We start from the raw sequence: 24,612 nt of genomic DNA, 5'->3' as shown, positions 1-24,612 counted from the left end.
GGCGCAGGCCGCTAACCCACCAACAGGTCTCAGCTTTGATCGGTGATCCGGACAAGGCTCCAGTCATAGCCAAGTTCCTTCACCCGTGCTTCGATCAGCGCGCGGGTTGCGGCATCGGGCTGTGCCTGCCGCGTCAGCATCCACAAATAACGCCCGCTCGGTTCGCCAATGATCGCCCAGCTATAATCTTCCGCCCGGTCGAGGATCCAATAATCGCCGTAAAAAGGCCCGAAGAAGGATACTTTCAGCTTGGCATTCTGGCTGCCGGCAACGACCTTGGCCTTGCCATTGGCGACGCTGGTCTTGCCGTCCTTGGTGCAGCTGTTGACGACCTTTATCTTCGGATCGGACGGATCGGCATCGCGCAGCGAATAGTCCGCCGTCACCCGGTCGCAGCCTTTCTGGAACGGCGCTTCATAGCGGGCCATTTCAAACCATTTGCCGAGATAGAGATCCAGCGCCACCGCTTTGGCCGGTTCCGGTACCGCAACATTGCCAACGGGTCCGGGCTTGCCCGCGCAAGCGCCCAGCAGCGCCATAGGCAACAGGCCCAGCGCGAATTTGCTTTTGGCTGATAGAGTCATCTCATCATCTCCATTTTTATGGAGACTAGCTAAGCGCGCCTGAGCCAATGCTGAATATGGCTTTTGGGGCAGGGGCAGGGCGAGCGTCCTAATGCGCCTCAAGGCATCCCAGCACGCCTAAGCCGTCTCTAGTCCTGTGGCTCCACACCAGCCTGCGCAAACAGCTCCGCACCGGTCAGCATCTCGCTATCCCCGGCAAAGCTGTAATAAGAGGGCTTTTCGTCGATAAACACCTGCCGGCGGAGGGCCAGCCCGTCGTCCTTGTCGGTCGCGTCGTCGAACAGCCCGGCACAGACCATATGCTCGCTCGAACCTTTCAGCCGATAGAAGAGATGCGAGCCGCAATCCCCGCAAAAGGCCCGCTCCGCCCATTCCGACGAGCTATAGACGGTCATCTTATCCGCCCCGTCAATCACCACATCGGTCCCGCAATCAATCTCCACAAACGGCCCGCCACCCCAGCGCCGGCACATCCGGCAATGACAGGAATCGACATGGCTGACGGCCTGCGCGGCAGTGATGGTGATGGCGCCGCAGAGACAGTGGCCTTGGCGTTGGGTGGGTTTGGTGGTGGTCATGGTGGGGCCTCCTGTTGTGGTGGGTTGGGCGAGGGTATCAAATGCTGATTGCTTTTGCATGAGGTAATATTAGGGTAGAGGGAGTGATCTGGCTGAGAAGGCCTGGGGTGAGGTGGAGCGATGATCGAATGTCCTATTTGGGGAACACCAGCGTACGAACTTCAGGAATATTTAGGTCGTGATGGTTCAGGATATTTTTCTCCCCGTGCTGGTGGAAACTATTTTCTAACGGGTACCGCGTTCGCATTGTTGAAAAATCTCGATGATCAATCGAAGGTAAGACTCACCCACGAGATAGTCTCAAATTTGATGTCTGGCGCCACGCTGGAAATTGGATCTTCGACATTGGACCAAGCCCGACTGGCAAAGCCTTCTTTACCTTCTCAACGAGCGGTTAGATTGCTGCGGTATTTGGCTAAAATATCTACGTATCTTGGAGCCAAAATCAGATTTCCTAGCGAATACGGGATTTATCCCGCTGACGTAAACAAGAATCTGTCGGTAGATACGGGCTTTAGGACCGATGAATTGTATGCGTGGTCAGATTCAATCAAGTATGCAGAATTGGCTTATCTTCTTGAAATGCTTGAAGCGGATAAACTAGTTAAATTCGAGGACGGCGGATCACCACCAACTTTGATTGTTACGCCGTTAGGCTACTCTCGAATTGAAAAGGAACGGGTCAACCCAGTTAACGAACAGGTCTTTGTGGCGATGTGGTTTGACGCCTCAATGGACAAAGTTTTTTCGGAGGGGTTCGACCCTAGTATAAGAATGGCGGGTTATCGCCCCATTCGGATAGATCAAAAAGAGCACTTAAACAAAATCGATGATGAGATCGTAGCTGAAATCAAGCGATCTCGTTTTCTGGTCGCAGATTTCACGTCGGCTCCGAAGTCCCCAAGGGGAGGAGTATATTTTGAAGCTGGCTTGGCGCTTGGTCTCGGAATGGATGTTGTTTGGTGTTGCCGGGAGGACATGATAAACGAAGTCCACTTTGATACTCGGCAATTTAACCACATAGTATGGAAGACATCGCAAGAACTAAAGACAAAGCTTCATAAACGAATTTGTGCGACAATTGGTGAAGGCCCGCTCGGTACAATCGGCTGATTAAGAACGAATTACGGTAACAGCGCACTAATTCTTTAAACACAAACCAAAGGCATCACGCGCCCAATATACTCGATCACTCGTTTTTCTGCGATGGCCTGTGAAGCAACCATGGGATTGCTACCCCGTTTTTGACGTCGTCGGAAATGGCGGTCGATTGCGGGCCCTCCGTGTTTGATTGTCGCGCTGGCTATAGTGGGGGTTGGCAAATGTTCATCGATTTCGTGATATGCTTGAGATCATTGGGCTTGAATGCGATGTTGATCGAACCGGAAATGAAACTTGCCAGCCGATCGGCTAGCGAGTTGGCTTCGGACTCAATATACGCTTTGGCATTGGCCACGACGATATAATTGCTGAATTTGCTGTGGCCGCCAACGTCGTTGGTCATTGGAACAATGAAGCCGAATGATCTTTGCAGCTCATTTTTCAAACCAAATTGTTCGTGTATCGGCAGTACAATCGGCTTGCCGACGGGTATGGCTGCAAATTTGCTGCCCTTTTGCAGCCGTTCTGAAAGCGTGTAAGACGTGGGTCCTTCAGTGCTCAATTGATTGGTCGTAATGAACGGCAGCTCATATAGTTCAATGGTGACACTCTCGACGGTAAACGGATAGGCGCCTGTGTTTGTTATATTATAACTGCCTCTGACGTAGCAAAATTCACCTTCCTCAGGCCCTGTGGCATATCTGTTGTGGTCAAGGGACAAGATGTCGGTGTCGCCAATTAACTTGGCTTTCAATGTTTGTTCCAGATCAGATTTGGCCCAATGAGCCGTTCCAAACAGCAGCGCGACAATAGCGCCTATGATCAACACAGAATTTTTTATGAAAAACTCGACCTGCGCGCGTTTTTCTTTGTCATGCATTCCCAACATTCCTGTTCTCCCTGTTGATCTGCTACATCCCGGTTACCAAAATTCTGCCGCTTATCCCGCGTTCGTTATCACTTACGATCGCTTAGAACTTAGACTTCTGGCAAAAGAAAACAACTTAAAGGCGGGATCGGGGTTGGGCGTGAATCAAACCGGCGATAGGCTAAAAATCCCTTTCCTACACGACCCCATCCATGCCTTAATCCGCGCCATGCCCTCCGATCATCCAACCTCCCGCCTAGCCCCCCGCAGCCGTTCTGTGCAAGAACGCCGCATCTCCCGCATCCCTGCGTTCACGCCCGTCCCCCTGCGCGCGCGTGTCGACGGCTGGTCACCGGTCCGGCAGGCGGAATTTATCGGCCTGCTGGCGCAGACCCGTTGCGTCAAAAAGGCGGCGGCGCTGGTCGGGATGAGCCGCGACAGCGCTTATCGGCTCCGCCGCAAGCCCGGTGCCGAGGAATTTGTTGCGGCCTGGGATATGATAATGGGTGTGCCGGTAGGTCAGCGGCGAAAGGTTACACTAGAAACGCTGTTCCAGCGGATACAGCAAGGCAGCTACCGGCCCGTCCTGCGCGGCGGCCGCTATGTCGGGACGGTCAGGAAAGCGGACAATAGCGCGCTTTTGACACTGCTCGGGCGGCTTGACCGGATGCTGCCGCCGGAGGAGGATGGGGGCGAGGGGCTGGAAGGTGACAGAAAATAAAAGCGCGCGATTGTGTAAAGTTCGGAGCAGGGCGTGATTTGCCATCGCGGCGCTTCCGGCCTAGCTTGCCGGCCGGTCCACCGGGAACAGGCGGGCAATAGGAGAGAGATGATATTATGAGCGAACCATTGTTTAAAGCCACGATCATCGCCGCTGCTGCGGTGTTTCTCGGGATATTCATCATGCTGGTGATCCCGCCCCAGATCGCCGAGCCCGATGTTGTCGGCGCTTTTGCCGCCGGGTTCGTCAATCCTTATGCCAGCGGCTATTCGTCCGATGTGCTGGCCTGCTGGGTGATATTGGCCGCCTGGATTGCTTATGAAGCAAAGACTTTGGATATTCGTCATGGTTGGATTTGCGCTGTGCTGGGCATCGTCCCCGGTGTCGCCGTCGGCTTTGCGCTCTATCTGCTGTTGCGGATGCGCCAGATGAAGCAACGGGAGGTCTAAAATATGGAACAGGTGATCACCGCAACGCTCTGGTTCGCTACGATCTCGGTCGGGATCATGGCGGGGGTCTATTTCACCTTTTCCGCCTTTGTCCTGCAGGCGCTAGACGCCGCGGGGCGACCGATCGGCATGCTGGCGATGCAGTCGATCAACCGGATCATAGTGCGGTCGTTGTTTCTGCCGCTGTTCTTTCTGAGCAGTCTGGCCTGCCTGTTGCTCGCGGTCTTTGGCGTGATGCAATGGGGCAGTGCTGGCGCGTGGCAGATGGTTGGCGGCGGGGCGCTTTATGTTCTGGGCATGTCGGTGGTGACGATGGTCGGCAATGTGCCGCTGAACAATGCTCTTGAGGCGATTGACGCCAACGGGCCGGAAGCAGAGGCGATGTGGCGGCGCTATATGCAGCGCTGGTTGCCGTGGAACCATGTCCGGACGATCAGCTGCACGGTGGCGCTAATCCTGCTGATCGCCGGGATTGCGGCGCGATGAGCCTTGTCATCCGCCCCGAAACGCCCGCCGATCAGGCCGCGATCTATGATATCACCAAACGCGCTTTTGCGCCGATGGACTATGCTGGTGGCGACGAGCAGGACTTGATCAACCGGTTCCGGGATGCCGGGGCGCTGGAGATTTCTCTGGTTGCGGAACAGGGCGGCGCGGTCGTCGGGCAGGTGACCTTTACCAAGGCTTTTGCTGCCGATGGTTCTACCGGATGGTATGCACTGGGTCCGGTGGCGGTTGAACCGGATTTGCAGGCGCAGCATATCGGCAGTCAGCTGATCGAGGCGGGGATCGCCATGCTGCGCGAACGTGATGCGGCAGGCTGTGTGCTGACCGGCAATCCGGCCTATTACAGCCGCTTCGGCTTTCGGGTATTTTCCGATCTCTGCCCGGAAGGCGAACCGGCTGCTTATTATCAGATACTCCCGTTGCGGGTGCAGGAACCGAAGGCCGTGGTGGCCTTTCATCCCTTATTCTATGGGGCGGGATGAGATTTATGACCGCGTCGGGACCTCATCATTGCGCTCGACCGCGGCGACTTTGGCGACCAGTCCATCCGCCTGTCGCTGCCATGCGGCGCTGGCGCCATCGGGCCAGTCGGAACCGGCGCGCTCGGCCATTATGGTGATGACCAGGGCGAACCAGCTGGCATAATCTTCCGGCGTGAAATCGGCATAATTGTGATGCAGGTCGATGAAGTTGGTGACCGTATGATCGACCCAATTTTCGTCTGCCGCGAGACCCAGCATCACCTCCAGCGTCTCCCGGGTCATCCGCTCTTGCGCGGCATCGGGGTTGAGGAAGACCGGGGCATGGTGCGGATGGTCGGCGATATATTGGTTGAACAAGGCGCCGGCCATCCCGTCATAACGGTCGCCCAATGCTTCGATACTGGCTTCCATCAGACGGTGATCGGCAGGCGCGAAGGGCATATCAGAAAGCGCCCGGCACCTCGCGTTGGGCCGGGGTGGGTTGCTCCGGCATCAGCATCTCGCGGGGCAGGGTCATCGGCTCGCGCTGTCCGGCAATATTGCCACTGGCCGCGCTGCTGATCGGGGTGCAGGCCGCGCCGGAGAGGAAACCGAGAGCCTGCGCTGTCGATGCTTCACCCGGGTCGCCCAGCGGTAGCGTGATATCGTCGGGCGCCTGACAGCTGTTGGTAAGGGAGCTGGCGAGACCGGTAAAATAGTCGGCGTTGCCATCGGCATTCTCGGTGGCGAAGGCGAGGATCCGGATACGGTCGTCGCACGCAGCACGATCAAGACCGACTTGACCCACCGGCTTGCCGAAAGTGTCGCTGCCGATCAGCGCCATATTGGCGTCGTGATAAGGGATCATAGCGTTGATCACCAGCTCGCTGGCCGATGCCGAACCGCCGGTGGTGATGAACGCCATCCTGGTCGGGGCGATCGACTGGGCGTTTGTCTGGAAATTGCGGGTCTGGTTGTTGGATGATTTGCTAGCGCGGAATCGGGTGATCGACTGGACCTCGTTGGTGAAGCGGTCCCGGCCCAGCAAATCGGCGAACAGCTCAGCGGTCCTTACCAGTCCGCCGCCATTATAGCGTAGATCGACAACCAGCTCGGTCACCCCGGCATCGCGGAATTGCTGGAAGGCATCGCGAAGCTGCTGTTCCGCGCTGTCGATAAAGGTGCGTAAATTGATATAGCCGACCATCGTGCCGCCATTGTCGATAATCTGCACGCCATAGCGCGGAGAGATTGGCTGGATGTCATAGTCGGCTTTGGTGATGGTGGTTGTGGATTCAACGCCCGCTGCATCGCGGAAGCGCAGAACGCGACTGGTGCCTGCGGTAGAGGGGCCCAAAGCAGTGCTGACCGCGTTGGCTCCGCCGCTTGCAAAGAGCGAGCTTACCGTCTCGAGATTGGCAGTGCTTGTGCCAATCGCCAGCAACTCGGCGCCGCGATCAAGTCCGGCCGCCAAAGCAGGTGCGCCTTCGAAGGCATCGAGAATGAACACACGGGAGGCAGCGCTGTCATAGCTTAACCGGATACCAAAGCCAGCCGTCGCACCGGAATTGAGAAAGGCATTCTCGTCGGCAATTGATGTAACGAAGGTGAAAAAACGATCCCGTCCCTGACTGCGGGCCGTCGCCGTGAGGGCGTCGATATAATCTTTGACCGTTGCATAAGGCGCAGGGTCGAGACTCGCTGGCAAGGTTTCCGGAAAAAGATACCATTCGTTGATCTGGCTGAAGGCCCAGTTTTGACGATTTTGGAGCGAGCAAGTGGAACTTGTCGGAGAGGGTGCTGGCGTTGCTCCGCCCCCGCCTGGTGGCAAGCTAACCGTATTGTTATTGCTACCACCACCGCCGCCGCAGGATGCCAACAGCGCTGCTAACGCCAATATCGAACCGGATTTTCGCAAGGCCATGATGTCCCCAAAACTAAACAGGAAGAAAGTTAGACCCTACAGCCTTAACCCAATATGATCGGCCCGGATAGCGTTCCGGACATCTGTTTACACAAAAAATCCGCCGACATTGCTGCCGACGGATAGTTTTTTCCTCCCCAGGAAAACTGGTTTGGTCAAGTGCCCCCAAGGGGGTAGGGGCACCCGACCTATCTGTTGATTAACCGAACTGGTTCATCGTGTTGTGCGCACCGCCAGCTTTCAGGGCGGCATCACCGGCGAAATATTCCTTGTGATCATCGCCGATATCGCTGCCGGACATATTCTGATGCTTCACGCAGGCAATGCCTTCGCGGATTTCTTTGCGCTGCACGCCAAGAACGTAACCCAGCATGCCAGCCTCTCCGAAATATTCCTTCGCCAGATTGTCGGTCGACAGAGCAGCCGTGTGGTAGGTCGGTAGCGTGATCAGATGGTGGAAAATGCCAGCGCGTTTCGAACCATCGGCCTGGAAGGTGCGGATACGCTTGTCAGCCGCTTCGCCAAGCTCGGTGTCATCATATTTGGCATCCATCAGATCGTCACGATCATATTCGGAAACATCAAGCCCTTCTGAAGCCATCGCATCAAAAACCTGCTGACGGAAATTCAGTGTCCAGTTGAATGAAGGCGAATTGTTATAAACCAGCTTTGCATTTGGAACGACTTCACGGACCCGATCCATCATGCCGGCAATCTGTTCAACATGAGGTTTCTCGGTTTCGATCCACAACAGGTCAGCGCCATTTTGCAATGAGGTGATACTGTCTAGAACACAGCGGTCTTCACCGGTTCCGGATTTGAACTGGAACAAGTTGGAAGCCAGGCGCTTCGGACGCATCAGCTTGCCGTCGCGGTTCAAGATGACATCGCCATTTTGGGCGGTAGCGGGATCGATTTCCTCGCAATCAAGGAAGCTGTTATATTGGTCGCCGAGATCGCCAGGTTCGTTGGAAACCGCAATCTGTTTGGTCAGGCCAGCGCCAAGCGAATCTGTGCGGGTGACGATGATGCCATCGGTTACGCCCAGTTCCAGGAAGGCATAGCGACAGGCTCGGATTTTAGCGATAAAGTCTTCGTGCGGTACCGTAACCTTGCCGTCTTGGTGACCACATTGCTTCTCATCCGAAACTTGGTTTTCGATCTGCAAAGCGCAGGCGCCCGCTTCAATCATCTTCTTGGCGAGTAAGTAAGTGGCTTCCGCGTTACCGAAGCCAGCGTCGATGTCGGCAATGATCGGAACAACATGGGTCTGGAAATTTTCAACCTTGTCCATCGCCGCTTTTTCCGCCGCTGTATCACCAGCATCACGAGCCGCATCAACGTCGCGGAACAGCAGGTTTAACTCGCGGGCATCCGCTTGACGGAGAAAGGTGTAAAGTTCTTCGATCAATGCAGGAACAGAGGTTTTTTCATGCATCGACTGATCAGGAAGGGGACCAAATTCACTACGCAAGGCTGCAACCATCCAGCCAGAAAGGTATAGGTAGCGGCGTTTTGTGTCGCCAAAATGCTTCTTGATTGAAATCATTTTTTGTTGCGCGATAAATCCATGCCAGCAACCTAGAGACTGGGTATATTGTGAGCTGTCGGCATCATAAGCTGCCATGTCTTCGCGCATGATAGCGGCGGTATATTTGGCAATGTCGAGACCAGTTTTGAACCGGTTTTGCAATTGCATCCGGGCAACGGATTCGGCATCGATACCGGTCCATGCGCCATTTTGGTCTTTAATAAGATTGTCTGCTGAGCGTTTAAAATCTTGATATGACATGTGCGTCTTCCTTAATCTGGGGAGGCGGTTATCGATAATGCTGTCAAAATATTTGCAGCGTCTGAGGGAATGTCTGCGGGATAATGCGAGGTTAAGCCAGAAAGTTTTGTAAATTTTCGAGTCGCAATGTCGAGAAAACGCATCATATTTTTGTATTACTGTAAACTTATTTACAAAATGCTGAATGCTGCTAGGTCCTGATGATATCCAAGGAAATAGCCTTCACCGCAGCAGACGTCCGGTCATGCACATCAAGTTTGATAAATGCTCGTCGCATATAGGTGTCGATCGAGTTTTCCGAAATATTCAGGATCATGCCAATTTCGGAATTTGATTTTCCCATGGCAACCAACGCCACGATCTGCATTTCTCGTCGAGACAGTGGTTTTTCAATCTCGAATTGGTCTGGGGTCAGCTGGCAAAAGCGCAAATGGGCCATTTGTGCAAAGATCTGAAATTTATCTCCAATTTCCGTTCGCATCAAATCGGCTTGATTGGGCAAGCCCAGAGACGCCAATCCAACTCTGGCCTGTGGGCCAAAAAGAGGAAAGAGCCAGCCATCGTCAATGCCCTGTCTGTTGGCATCGATTTTGAGTTCGGTAAACCGAGCCTTTTCTGGCGTTAACTGGGCCAAATCGAGCCAGCGAATAGCCTTGGCATTTGTAATGCTATTCGAGGTTGTGAGATGGCCTTGGGCCACCAAGCCTTCGACCGCAAACTTTTGGAACTCCGCGTCGCTCATGCCTCGATATCTTATAATTGTATCTTTGTGCGTGGGCTTTTTGTGAGGAGGAGGGCATGCATAGATTGTCGCTCTGAACCCTAAACTTCTGCCTGTTTTGACGCAAAAAGCCCAAAGTTGAGATGGTGATTCCTTCTCATTCAGGCGCAGTAAGTCACGTTCAAAACTCATCTTCAGTTACACCCCACAATATACGTTCGCCTGGTCAAGTTTTCGTAATCTGTCACGCAATCTCGCTACACAACGTCTGGTTTGGAAAGGTTGAGGTTTAAGCACCGATCGCGGTAAATTAAGGGCTAAGCCTAACCAAGGCTCTGTTTTACCGGCAACATGATACACTTGTAACAGACATGTAACGCAATTCAGTGACAAGACCAATTGAAAGTAGGCTGTTACACAATGTTAACCATGGTTCTATCAAGAGCCACGGCTGACGTAGGAACGCGATCAAAGATGAAAACCCTTATTTTCAAAGGTGATACGGGAAAAGTCGTTCAACTGGAGGCATCGCGCTACCAACTCGCAATTTATATGAGTAAACGGAATAGCGAGAGGTCTAAATATGTTCCTGACATCGAATTTGGTGATGCTTCTTGGGACATTTTGCTGGACTTATTCACTGCTGAATATTTAGACAGATCGACTTCTGTCAAAGATATCGCAGGCCGTCTTGGAATGTCAGAGCCTTTGTGTGATCGATATGTAAATTACCTGCTGAGCCAAGAGAAACTGTTCAAAAATACGAACAAATATACGGCGGATGCGATGCCTGTTTTGATTTCAGATTCCACGAAAAGCGGTATTACTGCATGGCTGGATGATTGCATCGCCAATTCTCTTCAGTTTGAGGGACGGTTTTCCTGACAAGAACAATAGGGTGTCCGCAGCATGCAGCTATGCAATATATCTCCATAAATGCCGGCAGCCCTGCGTCGCGAGGTTAATATTCCGCACTTGAAGGCCGCTTAAGCCTGAATATGATTTTCTTTGATTGTTTGCTTTTTACCGAATGGCCAGTTTGTAACGCCGCCAGCGACTAGAGCCCACCAGATGAACACGGGCTGGAAGGCGAGGCGAGGGCCATGGTAGATCCAACCGGCTATTTCTCCGCCGATGGCAATATTGTTGATCGCATGGTTTATGTTCGCGGGATAGACACACAGCGCATAGAGGGCGAGGCCGATGCCAGCTGCGGAACGAAGGCCTGGAATAATCTTGGTTGGAACGATTAAGCCAACCGCGCCAGCAATCTCTGCGATACCAGTGAACAGGACGACTTGTTCGGGGAAAGGTACCCAATCGGGTGTGATCGCTAGAAAGCCACCAGGTGATCGGATGTGCAGAATGCCGGCGACTAAATAGATTATGGCCAGCAGCCAGCGAAACAGCCCACGCTTCCGGGTTTCTGGTTCTGTCATCGGCTGCTTCTCATACGAGCTATAACGGTGACAAAAAAGGCCGTGGACCAACCAAGAAGCAGAAAGCCGTTGAGCCCTTCAATCGCTGCGACCATTTGCCATTGGGGAGAGAGGCCTTCGCTATTATATCCGGTGGTGGAATAGGTGATGGTCGAGAAATAAATGGCTTGATCAAAAGTGGGGATCGCATCGACGACCCGGTATACGATGGCATAAGACCAGATTTCGATACCGTGAAGGACGAAAAGTCCCAGAACCAAGCCAAGCGTGACAGCGATTCCTCGAGGCGACATTGGGTGGAGGTTCTCCTCCGCTTCTTCCCGAGACTCAACCCGGAGCCATCGCCCCAAGCCAAATATCCCGATTCCGTGGATCAACACAGTCAACAGGATCATTCCTGTTCCGACAGCAAGCTGCGCCAGCATATTGTTTTAGTCTCCCCAAGGAGGCGGAGGCACAGCGATCGATTTGGAAAGGTCGAATTCTACCCTGAAATGCCGTCCACCGGCCGAACTTGGCCGGCGCAACTCATAAGAAAATTTAGCGTCGCCTTGGCCTGGTTCGCTCACTTCAACGGCCCAGATATTGGTCACTGACTGATCAAGGCCATTGGCCTTGAATGACGCAATGGACTCTTCGTCCACCGGAAAATCCTGACGGTCCGCGGTGCCCTCGCTAGCCGTATCTCCGCCATAGTTGGTTACCTTGTCTAAGCTGCCGTCTTCATGGCGGTGCCGGTGCTTCAGACGCAGCCCCTTATCTGTGCGGGTGATGAACCATGTGCGGGACCGGTTCCATTCACTTGGGCCTTCGGCGATATGGAAGGGAATCTGTATTTCGTTCAAGTCGCAGGAAGCGGCGTGCATAATCATTGGCTTTCCCACCATCTCAGCATCGGCTTCCTGGTCGGACACCAATGTGCCAGCATATGCTTTGCCGCAAAGCAGGCTCAAACGCTCGAAAAACAAATCTTGAGGAGATGGTTCCGGCGCCGGGGCTGGAGACGTATCGCACGCTACCAGAGGGACAGAGAGCAAAAACACGACCGACATGTTCAATATAGACTTTTTCATAACCGCCATTGCTACACAATTTATGCGGTCCATGAAACCGCTGAAATTCATGTGTTTGCTTATTGACGAATAGGCTGCTATGGATGCGGTAGCTAATAAATCGCGTTACGACGAAATCATGGTTTCGCAACCCCCAAGGTCGCATACTCTTTTTCCCATTTCTCGAAGTTGGCCATCCCGTTCGGTTCTGCAATTCGCATGATCGGGCATAATTAAGTTATGAATAGGAATAAGACTATGCCTACAGGCACCGTAAAATTTTTCAACACCGACAAGGGCTATGGTTTCATTGCTCCTGAAGATGGTGGCGATGACAGCTTCGTGCACATCACAGCAGTTCAGGCTGCAGGCATGCAGACTCTCGAAAAAGAGCAACGGCTGACATATGACGTTGAAACCGGAAATAATGGCAAGAAAGCCGCTGTAAACCTACAGCAGGCATAAGCCTTACATACCGAATATCGAAAGGGCGGGGTTGCTATGGCAATCCTGCCCTTTTTTGACTTTCCAAGACCTGGTTTAACCCCAGTCGAAGGATAGGTTGCCGCGATTGTACAATTCGCCCAATAGCTTGACCACATCATCCGATTTCTGCCACTCAGGATCGATTATGAATTGGTCTTGAGCGCATAGCCTTTCTGCTAGTGCGATAGTTTCATCCGCGCAGTTGAAGCTTTCCCCATCGACAAAGAGCAGCAGTTTGTTCTCATCCTCACGAATGAAGGAGAAGCGACTAGCGGGGTTGCGGAGCAATGGATTGTCAGCGGTTAACAAGCCACGCAAATGCTCGGTTTCGATCGGTTCTTCTGGTCGCCAATCTGTCTCGGGATATCTTGCTGTGCTGCTATATTCGCCAAACCACCGCGCAAAAGCAGCTCGATCGGTCAGTTTCTCGGTAAGCAAGGCGTGCAGTCGATTGATTGCATGCCCGGAGATTTCGCCGGGGTTTTCTTGTTTCGACAAATCGGGATCGCAATAGCGATCATCATCATTCATGTTCGGTAGCAGCGTATCACACCAATTCCCGATCAATTCCTTTCGCGATGGAGAACGAAAACCGACGCTGTAAGTCATGCAATCCTTGCCAACCGCCACGCCGTTGTGAGCAATGCCGGGCGGAATATAGAGCATATCCCCCGGTTCCAATATCCATTCATCTTCCACATCGAAATCGGCAAGCAGCAGCAGGTCTTCGTGAGAGCGCAGAGGCGTTCTATCATCGCACATGCCGCCGATTTGCCACCTTCGTTGGCCAAGGCCCTGGATCAGGAAAACATCATAATGGTCAAAATGGGGTCCGACGCCGCCGCCATCACTGGCATAGCTGACCATAATGTCATCGATCCTCCAATTGGGAATGAACCGAAATGGTTCAATCAGCGCAGCTACATCTGGCGCATGATGATCAACTGCTTGCACGAGCAGGGACCAGGGGGATTTTCCCAATTCTCCGAAGCGCGCCTCAGGCAACGGGCCATGTTCGGCATTCCAATCCTCGCTGGATTGCGTGATCAGGCGCGACTCAACATGATCTTCGCAAGCCAATCCAGCAAGCTCATCTGGTGACAAAGGGTTGTCCCAAGAGTGCCAGGGGTTTCTGATCAACAGCGGCCGCTTCTGCCAATAGTCCCGCAGAAAAGTGCTTATATCGAAATTGTTGAATCGCATCGGAAGTTGTTACACAAATTCGCGATGCATCGGTAGTCATTGCATCAGGGAACATGCAATCTTCTCAGGATGGAATGCGGCAGGGTCATTCGCGCAATTGCTATGGTACGTTGCTCATTTTGTTCGCGACTGCCAAAGTGAAGCATGGCAAAACTAATCCTTTTCAACAAACCCTTTGGCGTGTTGCCGCAATTCACCGACCGGGGGAGCGAAACCAAGCGTGCAACGTTGTCTGACTTTATAGACATGCCCGGCGTCTATCCTGCAGGTCGGCTTGATCGGGATAGTGAAGGGCTGATGATGCTCACGGATGATGGAAAATTGCAGGCGCGCATATCCGATCCCAAATATAAGACACCAAAGGTCTATCTCGTGCAGGTTGAAGGCGACGTTGCGGAAGAAAGTCTCGACATGTTGCGGAAGGGTGTTGAATTGAAGGACGGTCTGACAAGGCCCGCCAATGTCGAACGAATAGACGAACCGGACCTTTGGTCGCGTGATCCCCCGATCCGTGTGCGCAAGAGCGTGCCGGATTGTTGGCTCAAGATAATCATCAGTGAAGGCAGGAATAGACAGGTGCGCAGGATGACCGCAGCCGTGGGTCACCCCACTTTGCGGCTAGTTCGCTGGAACATTGGTGATTGGTCGCTCGAGGGGCTGCAGCCCGGACAATGGCGAACGGAAGGTTAAGTCACTGGTATTTTCTCACTTTTCCGTTATAAATCAACCATCCAGATCGAGGTAAATCATGAAAACGATGATCCGTATCATCCTGCTATTGTTGGTCCTCTTAGGAGCGGCCTTTCTGTTTTTCCGCACGCCTGACACAGATCGCGCAGAGATGATTGCCAAATACAGCAATGAAGCGTCGCGTTTTCTTGATGATGGCCATGGCGCAAAGATCCATTATCGGGATGAAGGCAATAAGGATGGCCCGGCGCTTCTGCTGATCCACGGGTCAAACAGCCTGCTTCAGACCTGGGAACCGCTGGTGGCGTTGCTAGGCGAAAAATATCGCCTGATTTCACTTGATCTATATGGCCATGGTTTGACCGGCCCCAATCCCGATGGAAGCTACGATGCTGATACCAATATCGCAACCGTGGTCAAAGTTTTGGACGCTGTCGGCGTCGAAAAGGCTTATTGGGTGGGCAATAGCATGGGTGGCTGGCTGACTTGGCGGGCGGGACTTTCTGTACCAGAACGCACGGTAGGGCTGGTGTTGATCGATGCATCAGGCGCGCAAGTCGAGGAAAAGGGAGAGCTCTATCTTGGCGCGCGACTGGCGCGATCATCCATTGGGCAATTGCTGTTGCCGGAAATCACACCACGTTCTCTTGTGAAGTCATCCTTGGAAGAAAATTTTGCGCAACCCGATCGACTGACCGAGGAGTTGGTCGATCGTTATTGGGAATTGTTGCGCTTTCCGGGAAACCGTAAAGCGGCGGTGGATCGCGGAAAGACAGCGCGCGAACCGGAAAAATGGGCAGAAGTGGGAACATTGAAAATGCCGGTTCTGTTGCTGTGGGGAGAGAAAGACACACTCATTCCTTTATCCCATGCCAAAGCTTTTGAAACCGCTATTCCGGGAAGCAAGCTGATTACCTATGCAGATGCTGGCCATCTTCCGATGGAAGAAACACCAGAACAGGTCGCGCGCGACATTGATAGCTGGATTGATGGTGTAACAATGGAGGCCGCGGCGCCGAACTAGAGTGGATGTCACATTCAGCTAATCCTCAATCGGACGCTCATATTGATAGCTTGATCATCGTTTATAATGCCGATGAAGGCTGGGCATCATCTTTGATGGATGCGGTGCACAAGATCGTCCGACCCGAAACTTATGCGTGTAGCCTCTGTATGATCAGCTATGGCGCAGTATCGATGCGCAAGCCGTGGCGCAAATATCTGGATGGCTTGCCGCATGATGTGCAATTCTATCATCGACAGGATTTTTCCCGCGCCTATCCGCCAGAGCGGTTCCCGATAGTTAAAACATTGGATCTGCCGGCAATCATGGTTGATGTCGCCGGAGACTTGCAGATTTTGCTATCTAGCGATCAGCTTGCTCTTCTGGCCGATGTGGAAGACCTGATTACCCAAACAAATCAGGGGCTTCTTGCGATCCAAAACTGATGTCGGGTAGGCTCCAGTCAATGGGAGCCATTCCATGTTCTTTCAGAAAGCCATTGGCTTTGCTGAAATGCCCGCAACCGAAGAAGCCCTTATAGGCCGAGAGCGGAGAAGGATGGGGGGCTTGCAGCACGAGATGCTGTCCGCCCTGTTCAGCGTCTCTGACAAAGGCTGCCTTTTTCTGCGCATGGCTGCCCCACAGAAGAAATACAACCGGTTCCGGCTTGGCAGCAATCAAGCGCACAACTTTATCGGTAAACGGTTCCCAGCCCTTGCCGCGATGTGAGGCGGCTTTGGCCATTTCCACTGTTAACACGCTGTTGAGCAGCAGCACGCCCTGCTGCGCCCAATGTTCTAGAAATCCATGGGCTGGACGGTTCAGTCCCAGATCACGCTCGAGTTCCTTGTAGATATTGACGAGCGACGGCGGCGGGCGAACGCCGGGTTGTACGCTAAAGCTCAAGCCATGGGCTTGGCCCGGTCCGTGATAGGGGTCCTGGCCCAATATGACCACACGCACCTGATTGAGGGGCGTTAGCTCCAGCGCTCGAAAATACTCGTCATTTTTTGGATAGATTTGTTTGCCTGCGGCTTTTTCTTGCAGGAGGAATTCGTTTAATTCTGCCATATGGTTGCTGGCAAACCCATCCGCGAGAGCTATCTTCCAGCTGTCATCCAGTATCACGCCATCTTGCATATGAGGCTGATAGCAAAGCAATATTGATAGGCAAAGCGTGATCAACCCCGCTTGCCAGTTTCGCTAAGGAGGATTACCATTGCATCAAGCGCCATCAGAAAGCGCAAGCGCAGCAAGGAAATTTAAAGCCCCATGACCGACAGCAATATTCCCGTCATCTCCGCAACCGGCCTCTTCACGCCGGAAGACAGTATCAGCAACGAAGAACTTGTTGCGAGCTTCAATGCTTATGCCGATCTCAATAACCGTCAAAATGCAGACGCGATTGCTGCTGGTGAAATGGCGGAAACGCCGCATAGTTCGGTAGAGTTTATCGAAAAAGCTTCGGGTATTAAGTCACGGTTCGTGCTGTCCAAGGAACCGATCCTGGACCCGGAAGTAATGTGTCCCCGCTTGCCTGAACGTCCCAATGAAGAAATTTCAGTTCTTGCCGAAATCGGTGTCAAAGCAGCGCTGCAAGCGCTGGAGCGGGCTGGGCGCAAGCCTGAAGATGTCGATGCAGTGCTGTGTGCTTGTTCAAATCTGCAACGGGCCTATCCTGCGATCGCGGTAGAGATTCAGGATGCTCTCGGGATGGAAGAGGGCTTCGGTTTCGATATGAACGTTGCTTGTTCTTCTGCAACATTCGGCATCCAGACGGCCGCTGATTATATTAGGTCAGGCAGCGCCAAGTCGGTGCTGGTGATCAATCCGGAGATCTGTTCCGGCCATCTCAATTGGCGTGATCGGGACAGTCATTTCATTTTCGGGGATGTTGCAACGGCCATTTTGATCGAAGCCAAGAATATCGCGCCCGCCCAACATTGGGAAATTGTTGGTACGAAATTGAAAACTCAGTTTTCCAATAATATTCGGAACAATTTCGGTTTCCTCAACCGCACCAATCCGGAGAGCCGCGATGATAAGGATAAGCTGTTCGTTCAGGAAGGACGCAAAGTGTTCAAGGAAGTGGTGCCGATGGTCGCAAATATGATCAATGCACAGTCCGAACGGCTTGGAATCGAAGCCGGCGGACTGCGCCGACTCTGGCTCCATCAGGCCAATGCTGGAATGAACCGGCTTATTGCCCAGCGGGTGTTGGGCCATGAAGCCAGTGATGATGAAAGTCCGACGGTTCTCGACACATATGCAAATACATCGTCAGCCGGGTCGATCATCGCTTTTCACAAGCATAGTGAAGATTTGGCAGATGGAGACATGGGTTTAATCTGTTCATTTGGTGCCGGCTATTCGGCCGGAACGGTTTTTATACGCAAGGTTGCGTGATCAAGGGGAATTGAGATGACGAAGACAGGCGAGTGCTTATGCGGTGCCGTAAGCTATAAGATCGAAGGAGATCTGCAAATGTGCGGTGTTTGTCATTGCAAGAATTGCCAGCGCCAGGCGGGCAGCTCCTATTCCGTACTAATCGCGATAGCCGATGACCAGATCGAGATCAGCGGTGATCTGACCACCTATGATGACAAGGCTGAAAGCGGCAATGTCGTGCACCGTCATTTCTGCGGGACCTGTGGCTCTCCTATAAAAACATCGCTGCCGACCCAACCGGGCATGACCTATATCAAGGCGGGAACATTGGATGATACCAGCGTGCTGGAGCCACAAATTCATTTTTGGACAGGCAGCAAGCAGCCATGGGTTGAAATAGATTCGGATGCCACACAGATCGAAGCCAATCCTGGATGAATATCATCCGCAAGATTGCATCTCCGATTATTGCTTTCACCCTGCTCGCAGCTTGCGTCGCGGCAGAGGAACAAGGGCCAGTAACAGACAAAGTCGAAATCAGTCCGCAATTGACGCCAATCATTCTGCGGGCAGATGGTGTTTCGCAAGCGAAGGGGCAAAGATTTTCTTATGGCTCCGAAAAGGCCGCCGCCATAGTCATGCTTGAACGTTTTGGCCCGGTTGTTCAAAATGAGAACGAAGAATGCGGCGCCGGACCGATGGAATTTGCTGCGTCTTCGGAGACCGGACTGACGTTGAACTTTCAGGATGGAAAGCTCGTTGGATGGTTTTTCGATGGCGATGGGAAATCGGCGCAAACCGCTCAGGATATCACCATCGGCTCGACCCGTGCGGCCCTTGAAAAGGCGATGCCAATCGAGTTGCAATTGGATAGTACTTTGGGGATCGAATTTTACGCCCAGTTTGAAGATTTCCATTTTATCGGCGGTTTCCTCTCAGATGAAGGCGAGGATGCGGTCGTGGAAAGCCTCTATTCGGGGACGACCTGTTTCTTTCGTTGACGGTCTCCGCACACCAATTTGGAAAGCGATGTCATGAGTTTTAGAGCGCGTCTGCTGTTTTTCATTGTCCGGATTTCCGGATTGAAAAACTATCTTCTTAAGCCAGGAATAGCCGAGAAGTTCATCGCGAGAGACCATGCGCGCGGCCATGCAAAGCCTGGTAGCTGGTTGCAGAAACATTGTGACGTAGAAACGGTCGATATAAATGGCCGACCTCTGTTTAGGCTAAGGCCAAAGGAGAACGGCAGTTCGCTGCATATCTTCTATCTTCACGGCGGTGGCTATGCGTTTAACATCGTTTCATTGCATTGGCATTTTATCAAAAAACTGATCCGGAGAACCGGTGCAAGTGTTACTGTCCCGATCTACCCGCTATCGCCAGACAACAAATGGGACACAAGCTATGCGATGGTGATGGAGGCGTTCGAACAGGCGGTCTCCCGGCATGGTGCAGAGAATATCGTCGTGATGGGAGACAGCGCCGGTGGTGGCTTCTCGCTAGGCTTGTCTCAGATGCTGCGGAACCAGAACAAGGCTTTGCCGAGCAAGCTGGTCCTGCTCAGCCCCTATCTTGATCAAACCGCTTCTGATCCAGCGCAGCTGGAGTTGGAAAGAACCGATATTCTGGTCTCGGTCGAGGGCATAAAACGTATCGGTAGCTGGTGGGTGAAGGATGGAGAAGAGCCAGCTGTTTTTCCGGTTAGTCCTCTATTTGCGCCGGTCGATCGATTGCCACCGATGTTGGTGTTCGCCGGAACCGATGAAATGCTGCTCTCCGACTCCTTGCGTCTGAAACAAAAAGGTGACGAAATCGATGCACCAATTGAGTTGAGGGCCTATGACAGGATGCAACATGTGTGGATGTTGCTTCCGATTCCGGAGGCGAAACGGGCTTTGGATGAAATTGTTGAGTTTCTAGAGGTCTCCGAAGCCTAGGCTGCAGTTTCCTGCCACCTGTAGGGTTTCAATCAATTTTTCAAAGTGCGTCCGCGTTCGACAACTTTCAGTCTCTGTTGCTCGACACTTTCCGCTGTCACATTTTCATTCCAAGCATCGGTGGTTTGTTTCTCCAGCGCCATGGCTTCCTTGAAGCTGCGGTCATAGCCGTCGAAAATCAGTTGCTTATATGCTTTCAGAAAGTCTGGATCGACACTGATCATATCCATCGCCAAAGCGCGGGCCTTGGGCATTAGCTCTCGGGGCTCGTAGAGATGATTGACCAGTCCCCAATCACAGGCGGTCTCGGCACCCAGAAACTGACCGGTAAAGCTAAGCTCGCAGGCGCGGGACAAGCCTATGAAGCGTGATAGTTTCTGTGAAAGGCCCCAGCCCGGAATGACCCCGACCCGAGCATGGGTGTCGGCAAAGCGGGCATTTGTCGAAGCGATGCGGATGTCGCAGGCCAGCGCCAGTTCAAAACCGCCCGTAATGGCGACACCATTAATGGCACCGATGACCGGAATGCTAAGGGATTCGAGCGCTCGGCAGGGGTTGCGCGCTGGATTTTGATCGGTTGCTGCACCCAGTCCCTGTTTGCCCAATTCTTTCAGATCCAGTCCTGCGGTAAACGCCCGTTCGCCCGCGCCGGTCACGATGACCGCGCGCATTGTGGGATCGTTCGATATGTCCTGGCAGGCGTCAAAAAACTCTGTTCTCAGGTCATGGGAGAGCGCGTTCATCGCATCCGGACGATTGAGTGTGATTGTGGCAATTCCATCGGATTTCTCCAGTAATACCAAAGCCATCAGTCGATTTCTCCCGCTTCATATTTTTTCCCGATTTGTACGCCGAATGCCGATGTCATGGCAAAGCATTGATCCGGATCACTCTGCCGTAACAAGGCTATCTGTTCTTCAACACCTTCGGCGATGAGCAATTCGGGAACCTTGTTTGCAACGGCTTCGAGAATCTGCCGCGCGCATTCTGCTGGTTCTATGCCATTATCGATGACGGCATCAGACTTCCCTCGGCGGTCGCCATATTTGTCCAGCGCATTGCGGGAGACGTCTGTCCGAATGGCTCCGGGAAGAATATTGGTGACATGGATATTGTGCATAGCCTCGGATTCGGCACGTAGGGCATCCATATAGCCGATCAGTCCGTGCTTGGCGGCGCAATAGGCCGTGCGCAGGGGTACGCCGACCCGGCCAGCCACAGAGCTTATCCCAACGATATGCCCGCCGCCGGCTTTGATCATATGGGGCAGCAACAGCTGGGTCAGCCAGATAGGTGCCAAGAGATCAATATTGATGATCTTGTGATGCACGTCAGGATGCGTGTCTAGCGCCAGACTGCGCTGGCTGATGCCTGCATTGTTGACGAGAATGTCGACTTTGCCTTTCCAGCCAAGCGCTTCTTCAATCTTGGCGGGGAGGGCGTCATAGTCGGTTGTCTCGAACGGCAGGATCAAACTATCGGTTTCTATGCCTGCAGCGACTTGCTCCAGCGCTTCTGTCCGGCGGCCAGACAAGATAATATGCGCGCCCTGAGCGGCGAAGGCGATTGCGAGTGCTTCGCCAATTCCCGATGACGCACCGGTGATCCAAATAATCTTGTCTTTAAATTCCATCACTCTGTTCCCCGTTCCATTCGTTTGGATTTCTTCCAACCGACGTAGCAAAGTGCCAGCATGATCAAATTGCCGACCGCGTCAAGCAATCCCATGTTGGTGAACACCGGATCATGAAATGTGTAATAATAGTTGAACCCAAAAAAGGGTAGCAGGGCGACTCCGTAGACAAGGAATGTAATTGCCGAGAAGCGAGAAAAGGTCGCGAACAAACCCGACAGCAACGCTTGTGCCCCGAAGCAGGCTATTGCAAATGGCAACAGGCGACCACCTTCTCGATATTCGGGTAGGAATACCGTATCAATGACATGCTGCGGAAAAAAGGTTGCCCATCCACCAAGTATGAAGAACACCAACGCAATAAAAAACTGAATGCGCTTCGGTGTCATGCTGCGTGGCTTAGGCGCTTTTGCTTATCTTGGGTGCATCATCACCCAGGTCTTCGAACCAGGCTTCAACATCGCCGTTAAGCTTGATTAGCAAAGGATTGCCTTTGCGGTCCATGGTCTTGCCCGCCTGAACTTTTACCCAGCCTTCAGAAACGCAATATTCCTCAATATTATGTTTGCGATCGCCGCGAAAGTTGATGCCGATGCCGCGGGTCAACAACTCGCCGCCATAATGCGGGCTGCGAGGGTTGATCGCCAGATGGTCAGGCGGAATGTCGGGGCCGGAGGCTGCACTATTGGCTTGGTCTGGTTGCTGATCTTCTGTCATAAAATATACTCGTTCTCTGAAGTTGAGAGCGCTTTGCCATAACCACCACCAAAATCAAATAGATGTTGGTTGATGATCTTGCAAAGGCGGCTAGCGAAAAACATCCCCGATATTCTCATTCATTTTTGGATCTCGGCCATATTGATTGTCACCCTTTTTCCCTTCAATGAACATGAAGATCAAAATCACAATGCCGGGTAGGGAAAAAATTATAGTCCCAACATATAGCAAAATTCCGACGATGCCAGGGATGCCTTGGTCATGGAAGCGTCTGGCGACCACCGCTGCATTGGGGATTAACATCGCAAACCAGAATATGCCCCAAAGCGCAATCAGGATAAAAAAGGGAGTATAACCAAGGGGTGTATCTGTAATAACACTAGCATCACCAATCGAGTTGGCTTCTGGACCCGTTGTCACACCGACGGCAATCATGAGCGCAATAAATGCAATATGGACAAGGATCTGGAATAGGAAAAACAACCAAAATTCTTTGCGCCGTGACCGCCCGCTAAAATCAACATAGCGCCGCAGTGATAGCAACATCCATTCCACGATTTCACCCTCTTCTCAAGCCCAAGTCGCCCCAAGACTAGCGAGAAAAATTCGATGATCAAGCCGCTTCTGCTTATGACAAGAAGGCGCTTCTTCAGTTCATTCGTGAATCTCGTATTTTATTTTCCAACCGATAAATCCATCTTGTGTAAGAGTATTTATACAAAACAGAAAAGCCATGGGTTCTGCGCTTGAAAGATGCAATTAAGAAGGTTACCATATTAAAAATCCGGGTGGAGTTTTTTTGTGATGCGTAGTTCTTTATTTGCAATTGCTATTCTTTTACTTTCAGGGTGTGGCGGTGGAAGTAAGACGTCATCATCGGTGCAGCTTCCGCCATCAGCGAATGTAAGACCTCAAATATCGACGATCGCAGCTCAACAAATTGCGGAAAACCAATCAGCTGTGCTGACGGTCCAAGCGAGTGATGCCGATGGTGACCAGTTGAGTTTTTCCGTTTCGGGTGAAGATGCAGATGACTTCGTGATCAATTCGTCTGGTGCCTTGTCATTCAGGGTAGTTCCAAATTTTGAATTGCCTACCGATGCCGACATGAACAATGTGTATAATGTCGTTGTCACAGCTAGTGATGGGAGTCTGACGGCCAGTTCGAACGCTACAATTACGGTTGAGAATGATCGAGAAGGAATTCTGGTTCGTCGCTTAGCGACTGGGTTGAATGATGTTACTGTTATATCGACTATACCGAGCCAAGCTAAAGTGTTTGTCGCAGAACGCGGTGGCAATGTTTATGAGATGGATACAGTCGATGGGACGCGCAGTCTCGACCGTACAATTCTCAATGTAAATACAGCTGGCGAAGGCGGCCTTCTAGGGCTTGTGGTTGACCCCTCTTTCACGGCCAATAACACATATTGGACATTTGTGACTTCTGCAAGGAGTGGGCCATTCGCTAGGTCAGGAAGCGATATTTCGATCCGAAAGATAAACCGCCAGAGGCCTGAATCATTGTTAGGGAGCGGTGTTCAACTTGAAATCCCTCACGATTCTGACATAAATTATGGCGGCTGGCTGGGTTTTGACCCAGAAAACAATCTTTATGTGATGGTCGGCGATGCTGGTGAGATTGGTAATGCGCAAGATCCGAATTCAAAATTGGGTAAAGTTTTGCGATTGCGACCAAACCCGGATCCGTTTGCTGGCGCAGCCCCTGCATTGTTTCTGGTTCCCCAAGGAAACCCTTATGCTGGCGGCGGAGGAGATCGCTTCGTTTATACTCTTGGCTTACAGGACCCGAAATATGGAGCCTTGTTCGGCGATGGAGTATATTTTTCTGACCGCGGTAGTTCAGTGGCAGAGGAAATAAATTTCATGGCTCACAACCTGGGCGGTGTAAATTTCGGATGGCCCTTTTTTGAAGGGAGCACACCATCAACGGGGAGCACAACAGAGACTCTAACAGCATCGGTGACCGAATACCCAAGAGGAGGAGGTGACCGAGAAGGGAACTCCGTGGTAGCTGGCGCTATCTATTCCGGACCGATTGTTAGTTTACAATCGAAGTACATTTTTGCGGACAAGGGTAGCGGAAAAATTTGGGCCATCGGTTTAAATGACCTAACGGGAGGCGAAACAGTCCCTTCATCAAAATATGAATTGCTGAATACTGATTTTGAACCCGATGCAGGCAGTGTCGACACAATTGTAGCGATCGGGACAGACCGAGAAAATAATTTGATTATCGCCGACTCAGACGGAGAAATATTTGTCGTTGAGCCATCGGGGTTTTAAGCCTTGCCGGTTTAGATCAAGAGATGTCTGTCCTTATGTCAGAGGAAACAG

At 52.3% G+C, this 24,612-nt stretch carries 32 protein-coding genes; 15 read left to right on the top strand and 17 right to left on the bottom strand.

Annotated features, from left to right (window positions below):
• Window positions 1–29: 29 nt before the first annotated feature.
• Together ABJV08_RS06900 and ABJV08_RS06895 are read right to left on the bottom strand one after the other, a co-directional pair.
• Window positions 30–584, bottom strand: a complete 555-nt coding sequence (locus tag ABJV08_RS06900) for a lipocalin family protein (RefSeq protein WP_348040352.1) — start codon at window positions 582–584, stop codon at window positions 30–32.
• A gap of 128 nt (window positions 585–712) precedes the next feature.
• Window positions 713–1,162 carry a GFA family protein gene (locus ABJV08_RS06895; protein WP_348040350.1) on the bottom strand — a complete coding sequence of 150 codons (450 nt, stop codon included), beginning with the start codon at window positions 1,160–1,162 and terminating at the stop codon, window positions 713–715.
• A gap of 120 nt (window positions 1,163–1,282) precedes the next feature.
• On the opposite strand from ABJV08_RS06895, the gene ABJV08_RS06890 reads away from it, so the two are divergent.
• Window positions 1,283–2,275: a hypothetical protein gene (locus ABJV08_RS06890; protein ID WP_348040348.1), complete on the top strand. Its 993-nt coding sequence runs from the start codon at window positions 1,283–1,285 to the stop codon at window positions 2,273–2,275.
• A gap of 190 nt (window positions 2,276–2,465) precedes the next feature.
• On the opposite strand, the gene ABJV08_RS06885 is transcribed toward ABJV08_RS06890, so the two are convergent.
• On the bottom strand, window positions 2,466–3,143 hold the full coding sequence (locus tag ABJV08_RS06885) for a hypothetical protein (RefSeq protein WP_348040346.1): 678 nt from the start codon (window positions 3,141–3,143) through the stop codon (window positions 2,466–2,468).
• A gap of 142 nt (window positions 3,144–3,285) precedes the next feature.
• Here ABJV08_RS06885 and ABJV08_RS06880 point away from each other — a divergent pair, with 142 nt between their 5' ends.
• The 4 genes from ABJV08_RS06880 (at window position 3,286) to ABJV08_RS06865 (ending at window position 5,290) form a co-directional block, all read left to right on the top strand.
• The gene (locus tag ABJV08_RS06880) at window positions 3,286–3,852 is read left to right on the top strand and encodes a hypothetical protein (RefSeq protein WP_348297219.1); all 567 of its coding nucleotides are present in this window, start codon (window positions 3,286–3,288) and stop codon (window positions 3,850–3,852) included.
• 116 nt (window positions 3,853–3,968) lie between these two features.
• Entirely contained in the window at window positions 3,969–4,301 is a 333-nt protein-coding gene (locus ABJV08_RS06875; protein WP_348040342.1) for a DUF2834 domain-containing protein, read from the top strand.
• 3 nt (window positions 4,302–4,304) lie between these two features.
• The gene (locus ABJV08_RS06870; RefSeq protein WP_348040340.1) at window positions 4,305–4,787 is read left to right on the top strand and encodes an anthrone oxygenase family protein; all 483 of its coding nucleotides are present in this window, start codon (window positions 4,305–4,307) and stop codon (window positions 4,785–4,787) included.
• Window positions 4,685–5,290 (top strand): N-acetyltransferase, encoded by a 606-nt coding sequence (locus ABJV08_RS06865; protein WP_348040338.1) that lies wholly within the window; start codon window positions 4,685–4,687, stop codon window positions 5,288–5,290. The genes ABJV08_RS06870 and ABJV08_RS06865 overlap by 103 nt, the downstream gene beginning before the upstream one ends.
• A 3-nt stretch (window positions 5,291–5,293) precedes the next feature.
• Here the strand turns inward: ABJV08_RS06865 and ABJV08_RS06860 are convergent, their stop codons facing one another.
• The 4 genes from ABJV08_RS06860 to ABJV08_RS06845 all read right to left on the bottom strand — a co-directional run bounded on the left by ABJV08_RS06860 (window position 5,294) and on the right by ABJV08_RS06845 (window position 9,898).
• Entirely contained in the window at window positions 5,294–5,731 is a 438-nt protein-coding gene (locus tag ABJV08_RS06860; RefSeq protein ID WP_348040336.1) for a hypothetical protein, read from the bottom strand.
• A gap of 1 nt (window position 5,732) precedes the next feature.
• Window positions 5,733–7,193 (bottom strand): S41 family peptidase, encoded by a 1,461-nt coding sequence (locus ABJV08_RS06855; RefSeq protein WP_348040334.1) that lies wholly within the window; start codon window positions 7,191–7,193, stop codon window positions 5,733–5,735.
• Between the two features lie 199 nt (window positions 7,194–7,392).
• Window positions 7,393–8,985, bottom strand: coding sequence for an isocitrate lyase (locus tag ABJV08_RS06850; RefSeq protein WP_348040332.1), 1,593 nt, complete (start codon window positions 8,983–8,985; stop codon window positions 7,393–7,395).
• Window positions 8,986–9,175: 190 nt separating this feature from the next.
• The gene (locus ABJV08_RS06845; RefSeq protein ID WP_348040330.1) at window positions 9,176–9,898 is read right to left on the bottom strand and encodes a LuxR C-terminal-related transcriptional regulator; all 723 of its coding nucleotides are present in this window, start codon (window positions 9,896–9,898) and stop codon (window positions 9,176–9,178) included.
• Between the two features lie 282 nt (window positions 9,899–10,180).
• On the opposite strand from ABJV08_RS06845, the gene ABJV08_RS06840 reads away from it, so the two are divergent.
• Window positions 10,181–10,591, top strand: a complete 411-nt coding sequence (locus tag ABJV08_RS06840; RefSeq protein WP_348040328.1) for a hypothetical protein — start codon at window positions 10,181–10,183, stop codon at window positions 10,589–10,591.
• Window positions 10,592–10,692: 101 nt separating this feature from the next.
• On the opposite strand, the gene ABJV08_RS06835 is transcribed toward ABJV08_RS06840, so the two are convergent.
• The 3 genes from ABJV08_RS06835 to ABJV08_RS06825 are packed head-to-tail and all read right to left on the bottom strand — an operon-like array spanning window position 10,693 to window position 12,227.
• Window positions 10,693–11,145 (bottom strand): DoxX family protein, encoded by a 453-nt coding sequence (locus tag ABJV08_RS06835; RefSeq protein ID WP_348040326.1) that lies wholly within the window; start codon window positions 11,143–11,145, stop codon window positions 10,693–10,695.
• Window positions 11,142–11,570: an ion channel gene (locus tag ABJV08_RS06830; protein ID WP_348040324.1), complete on the bottom strand. Its 429-nt coding sequence runs from the start codon at window positions 11,568–11,570 to the stop codon at window positions 11,142–11,144. Before ABJV08_RS06830 ends, ABJV08_RS06835 begins: the two co-directional genes overlap by 4 nt.
• A 6-nt stretch (window positions 11,571–11,576) precedes the next feature.
• Window positions 11,577–12,227: a hypothetical protein gene (locus tag ABJV08_RS06825; RefSeq protein WP_348040322.1), complete on the bottom strand. Its 651-nt coding sequence runs from the start codon at window positions 12,225–12,227 to the stop codon at window positions 11,577–11,579.
• A gap of 228 nt (window positions 12,228–12,455) precedes the next feature.
• Between ABJV08_RS06825 and ABJV08_RS06820 the strand changes: the two genes are divergently transcribed.
• Window positions 12,456–12,662: a cold-shock protein gene (locus ABJV08_RS06820; protein WP_089132154.1), complete on the top strand. Its 207-nt coding sequence runs from the start codon at window positions 12,456–12,458 to the stop codon at window positions 12,660–12,662.
• A gap of 75 nt (window positions 12,663–12,737) precedes the next feature.
• Here ABJV08_RS06820 and ABJV08_RS06815 read toward each other — a convergent pair whose 3' ends face one another.
• Window positions 12,738–13,886: a cupin domain-containing protein gene (locus ABJV08_RS06815; protein ID WP_348040320.1), complete on the bottom strand. Its 1,149-nt coding sequence runs from the start codon at window positions 13,884–13,886 to the stop codon at window positions 12,738–12,740.
• A gap of 144 nt (window positions 13,887–14,030) precedes the next feature.
• On the opposite strand from ABJV08_RS06815, the gene ABJV08_RS06810 reads away from it, so the two are divergent.
• The 3 genes from ABJV08_RS06810 to ABJV08_RS06800 are packed head-to-tail and all read left to right on the top strand — an operon-like array spanning window position 14,031 to window position 16,025.
• The gene (locus tag ABJV08_RS06810; RefSeq protein WP_348040318.1) at window positions 14,031–14,576 is read left to right on the top strand and encodes a pseudouridine synthase; all 546 of its coding nucleotides are present in this window, start codon (window positions 14,031–14,033) and stop codon (window positions 14,574–14,576) included.
• 58 nt (window positions 14,577–14,634) lie between these two features.
• Entirely contained in the window at window positions 14,635–15,600 is a 966-nt protein-coding gene (locus ABJV08_RS06805; protein WP_348040316.1) for an alpha/beta hydrolase, read from the top strand.
• 50 nt (window positions 15,601–15,650) lie between these two features.
• Window positions 15,651–16,025 (top strand): hypothetical protein, encoded by a 375-nt coding sequence (locus ABJV08_RS06800; protein WP_348040315.1) that lies wholly within the window; start codon window positions 15,651–15,653, stop codon window positions 16,023–16,025.
• On the opposite strand, the gene ung is transcribed toward ABJV08_RS06800, so the two are convergent.
• Window positions 15,985–16,719, bottom strand: coding sequence for a uracil-DNA glycosylase (ung, locus tag ABJV08_RS06795; protein WP_348040313.1), 735 nt, complete (start codon window positions 16,717–16,719; stop codon window positions 15,985–15,987). The two genes, ABJV08_RS06800 and ung, sit on opposite strands and share 41 nt — an antisense overlap.
• A gap of 132 nt (window positions 16,720–16,851) precedes the next feature.
• Between ung and ABJV08_RS06790 the strand changes: the two genes are divergently transcribed.
• The 4 genes from ABJV08_RS06790 to ABJV08_RS06775 are packed head-to-tail and all read left to right on the top strand — an operon-like array spanning window position 16,852 to window position 19,904.
• Window positions 16,852–17,985, top strand: a complete 1,134-nt coding sequence (locus tag ABJV08_RS06790; protein ID WP_348040312.1) for a beta-ketoacyl-ACP synthase III — start codon at window positions 16,852–16,854, stop codon at window positions 17,983–17,985.
• Window positions 17,986–18,000: 15 nt separating this feature from the next.
• A complete protein-coding gene (locus tag ABJV08_RS06785) occupies window positions 18,001–18,405 on the top strand; it encodes a GFA family protein (protein ID WP_348040310.1) in 405 nt (134 codons plus the stop codon).
• Entirely contained in the window at window positions 18,402–18,968 is a 567-nt protein-coding gene (locus ABJV08_RS06780; protein WP_348040308.1) for a hypothetical protein, read from the top strand. Before ABJV08_RS06785 ends, ABJV08_RS06780 begins: the two co-directional genes overlap by 4 nt.
• Window positions 18,969–19,001: 33 nt before the next feature.
• The gene (locus ABJV08_RS06775; RefSeq protein WP_348040306.1) at window positions 19,002–19,904 is read left to right on the top strand and encodes an alpha/beta hydrolase; all 903 of its coding nucleotides are present in this window, start codon (window positions 19,002–19,004) and stop codon (window positions 19,902–19,904) included.
• A 32-nt stretch (window positions 19,905–19,936) separates the two neighbouring features.
• Here the strand turns inward: ABJV08_RS06775 and ABJV08_RS06770 are convergent, their stop codons facing one another.
• The 5 genes from ABJV08_RS06770 to ABJV08_RS06750 form a co-directional block, all read right to left on the bottom strand.
• Window positions 19,937–20,713: an enoyl-CoA hydratase gene (locus ABJV08_RS06770; RefSeq protein WP_348040304.1), complete on the bottom strand. Its 777-nt coding sequence runs from the start codon at window positions 20,711–20,713 to the stop codon at window positions 19,937–19,939.
• A complete protein-coding gene (locus ABJV08_RS06765) occupies window positions 20,713–21,537 on the bottom strand; it encodes an SDR family NAD(P)-dependent oxidoreductase (protein WP_348040302.1) in 825 nt (274 codons plus the stop codon). The genes ABJV08_RS06770 and ABJV08_RS06765 overlap by 1 nt, the downstream gene beginning before the upstream one ends.
• Window positions 21,537–21,926: a hypothetical protein gene (locus ABJV08_RS06760; protein ID WP_348040300.1), complete on the bottom strand. Its 390-nt coding sequence runs from the start codon at window positions 21,924–21,926 to the stop codon at window positions 21,537–21,539. The genes ABJV08_RS06765 and ABJV08_RS06760 overlap by 1 nt, the downstream gene beginning before the upstream one ends.
• Before the next feature lie 10 nt (window positions 21,927–21,936).
• Entirely contained in the window at window positions 21,937–22,254 is a 318-nt protein-coding gene (locus ABJV08_RS06755; RefSeq protein WP_348040298.1) for a DUF3297 family protein, read from the bottom strand.
• 90 nt (window positions 22,255–22,344) lie between these two features.
• Complete coding sequence (locus tag ABJV08_RS06750; protein WP_348040296.1) at window positions 22,345–22,800, bottom strand: DUF805 domain-containing protein; 456 nt, start codon at window positions 22,798–22,800, stop codon at window positions 22,345–22,347.
• Window positions 22,801–23,058: 258 nt separating this feature from the next.
• On the opposite strand from ABJV08_RS06750, the gene ABJV08_RS06745 reads away from it, so the two are divergent.
• Window positions 23,059–24,561: a PQQ-dependent sugar dehydrogenase gene (locus tag ABJV08_RS06745; RefSeq protein WP_348040294.1), complete on the top strand. Its 1,503-nt coding sequence runs from the start codon at window positions 23,059–23,061 to the stop codon at window positions 24,559–24,561.
• Window positions 24,562–24,612: the final 51 nt, after the last annotated feature.

Source organism: Parasphingorhabdus sp., from assembly GCF_039982395.1.
GTDB lineage: Bacteria > Pseudomonadota > Alphaproteobacteria > Sphingomonadales > Sphingomonadaceae > Parasphingorhabdus.
The sequence above is the reverse complement of the archived record's forward strand: the minus strand, read 5'-3'. Positions and strand labels throughout refer to the sequence as shown.

What these genes read in the sequence shown, in the direction of transcription:
- ABJV08_RS06825 (WP_348040322.1), bottom strand. Translation starts at nt 12,227, where the DNA reads ATGGCGGTTATGAAAAAGTCTATATTGAACATGTCGGTCGTGTTTTTG.
- ABJV08_RS06760 (WP_348040300.1), bottom strand. Translation starts at nt 21,926, where the DNA reads ATGACACCGAAGCGCATTCAGTTTTTTATTGCGTTGGTGTTCTTCATA.
- ung (WP_348040313.1), bottom strand. Translation starts at nt 16,719, where the DNA reads ATGCAAGATGGCGTGATACTGGATGACAGCTGGAAGATAGCTCTCGCG.
- ABJV08_RS06805 (WP_348040316.1), top strand. Translation starts at nt 14,635, where the DNA reads ATGAAAACGATGATCCGTATCATCCTGCTATTGTTGGTCCTCTTAGGA.
- ABJV08_RS06745 (WP_348040294.1), top strand. Translation starts at nt 23,059, where the DNA reads ATGCGTAGTTCTTTATTTGCAATTGCTATTCTTTTACTTTCAGGGTGT.
- ABJV08_RS06840 (WP_348040328.1), top strand. Translation starts at nt 10,181, where the DNA reads ATGAAAACCCTTATTTTCAAAGGTGATACGGGAAAAGTCGTTCAACTG.
- ABJV08_RS06895 (WP_348040350.1), bottom strand. Translation starts at nt 1,162, where the DNA reads ATGACCACCACCAAACCCACCCAACGCCAAGGCCACTGTCTCTGCGGC.
- ABJV08_RS06755 (WP_348040298.1), bottom strand. Translation starts at nt 22,254, where the DNA reads ATGACAGAAGATCAGCAACCAGACCAAGCCAATAGTGCAGCCTCCGGC.
- ABJV08_RS06785 (WP_348040310.1), top strand. Translation starts at nt 18,001, where the DNA reads ATGACGAAGACAGGCGAGTGCTTATGCGGTGCCGTAAGCTATAAGATC.
- ABJV08_RS06815 (WP_348040320.1), bottom strand. Translation starts at nt 13,886, where the DNA reads ATGCGATTCAACAATTTCGATATAAGCACTTTTCTGCGGGACTATTGG.
- ABJV08_RS06900 (WP_348040352.1), bottom strand. Translation starts at nt 584, where the DNA reads ATGACTCTATCAGCCAAAAGCAAATTCGCGCTGGGCCTGTTGCCTATG.
- ABJV08_RS06845 (WP_348040330.1), bottom strand. Translation starts at nt 9,898, where the DNA reads ATGAGTTTTGAACGTGACTTACTGCGCCTGAATGAGAAGGAATCACCA.
- ABJV08_RS06890 (WP_348040348.1), top strand. Translation starts at nt 1,283, where the DNA reads ATGATCGAATGTCCTATTTGGGGAACACCAGCGTACGAACTTCAGGAA.
- ABJV08_RS06775 (WP_348040306.1), top strand. Translation starts at nt 19,002, where the DNA reads ATGAGTTTTAGAGCGCGTCTGCTGTTTTTCATTGTCCGGATTTCCGGA.
- ABJV08_RS06835 (WP_348040326.1), bottom strand. Translation starts at nt 11,145, where the DNA reads ATGACAGAACCAGAAACCCGGAAGCGTGGGCTGTTTCGCTGGCTGCTG.
- ABJV08_RS06780 (WP_348040308.1), top strand. Translation starts at nt 18,402, where the DNA reads ATGAATATCATCCGCAAGATTGCATCTCCGATTATTGCTTTCACCCTG.
- ABJV08_RS06850 (WP_348040332.1), bottom strand. Translation starts at nt 8,985, where the DNA reads ATGTCATATCAAGATTTTAAACGCTCAGCAGACAATCTTATTAAAGAC.
- ABJV08_RS06860 (WP_348040336.1), bottom strand. Translation starts at nt 5,731, where the DNA reads ATGCCCTTCGCGCCTGCCGATCACCGTCTGATGGAAGCCAGTATCGAA.
- ABJV08_RS06855 (WP_348040334.1), bottom strand. Translation starts at nt 7,193, where the DNA reads ATGGCCTTGCGAAAATCCGGTTCGATATTGGCGTTAGCAGCGCTGTTG.
- ABJV08_RS06830 (WP_348040324.1), bottom strand. Translation starts at nt 11,570, where the DNA reads ATGCTGGCGCAGCTTGCTGTCGGAACAGGAATGATCCTGTTGACTGTG.
- ABJV08_RS06870 (WP_348040340.1), top strand. Translation starts at nt 4,305, where the DNA reads ATGGAACAGGTGATCACCGCAACGCTCTGGTTCGCTACGATCTCGGTC.
- ABJV08_RS06750 (WP_348040296.1), bottom strand. Translation starts at nt 22,800, where the DNA reads ATGTTGCTATCACTGCGGCGCTATGTTGATTTTAGCGGGCGGTCACGG.
- ABJV08_RS06885 (WP_348040346.1), bottom strand. Translation starts at nt 3,143, where the DNA reads ATGCATGACAAAGAAAAACGCGCGCAGGTCGAGTTTTTCATAAAAAAT.
- ABJV08_RS06810 (WP_348040318.1), top strand. Translation starts at nt 14,031, where the DNA reads ATGGCAAAACTAATCCTTTTCAACAAACCCTTTGGCGTGTTGCCGCAA.
- ABJV08_RS06770 (WP_348040304.1), bottom strand. Translation starts at nt 20,713, where the DNA reads ATGGCTTTGGTATTACTGGAGAAATCCGATGGAATTGCCACAATCACA.
- ABJV08_RS06765 (WP_348040302.1), bottom strand. Translation starts at nt 21,537, where the DNA reads ATGGAATTTAAAGACAAGATTATTTGGATCACCGGTGCGTCATCGGGA.
- ABJV08_RS06875 (WP_348040342.1), top strand. Translation starts at nt 3,969, where the DNA reads ATGAGCGAACCATTGTTTAAAGCCACGATCATCGCCGCTGCTGCGGTG.
- ABJV08_RS06790 (WP_348040312.1), top strand. Translation starts at nt 16,852, where the DNA reads ATGACCGACAGCAATATTCCCGTCATCTCCGCAACCGGCCTCTTCACG.
- ABJV08_RS06820 (WP_089132154.1), top strand. Translation starts at nt 12,456, where the DNA reads ATGCCTACAGGCACCGTAAAATTTTTCAACACCGACAAGGGCTATGGT.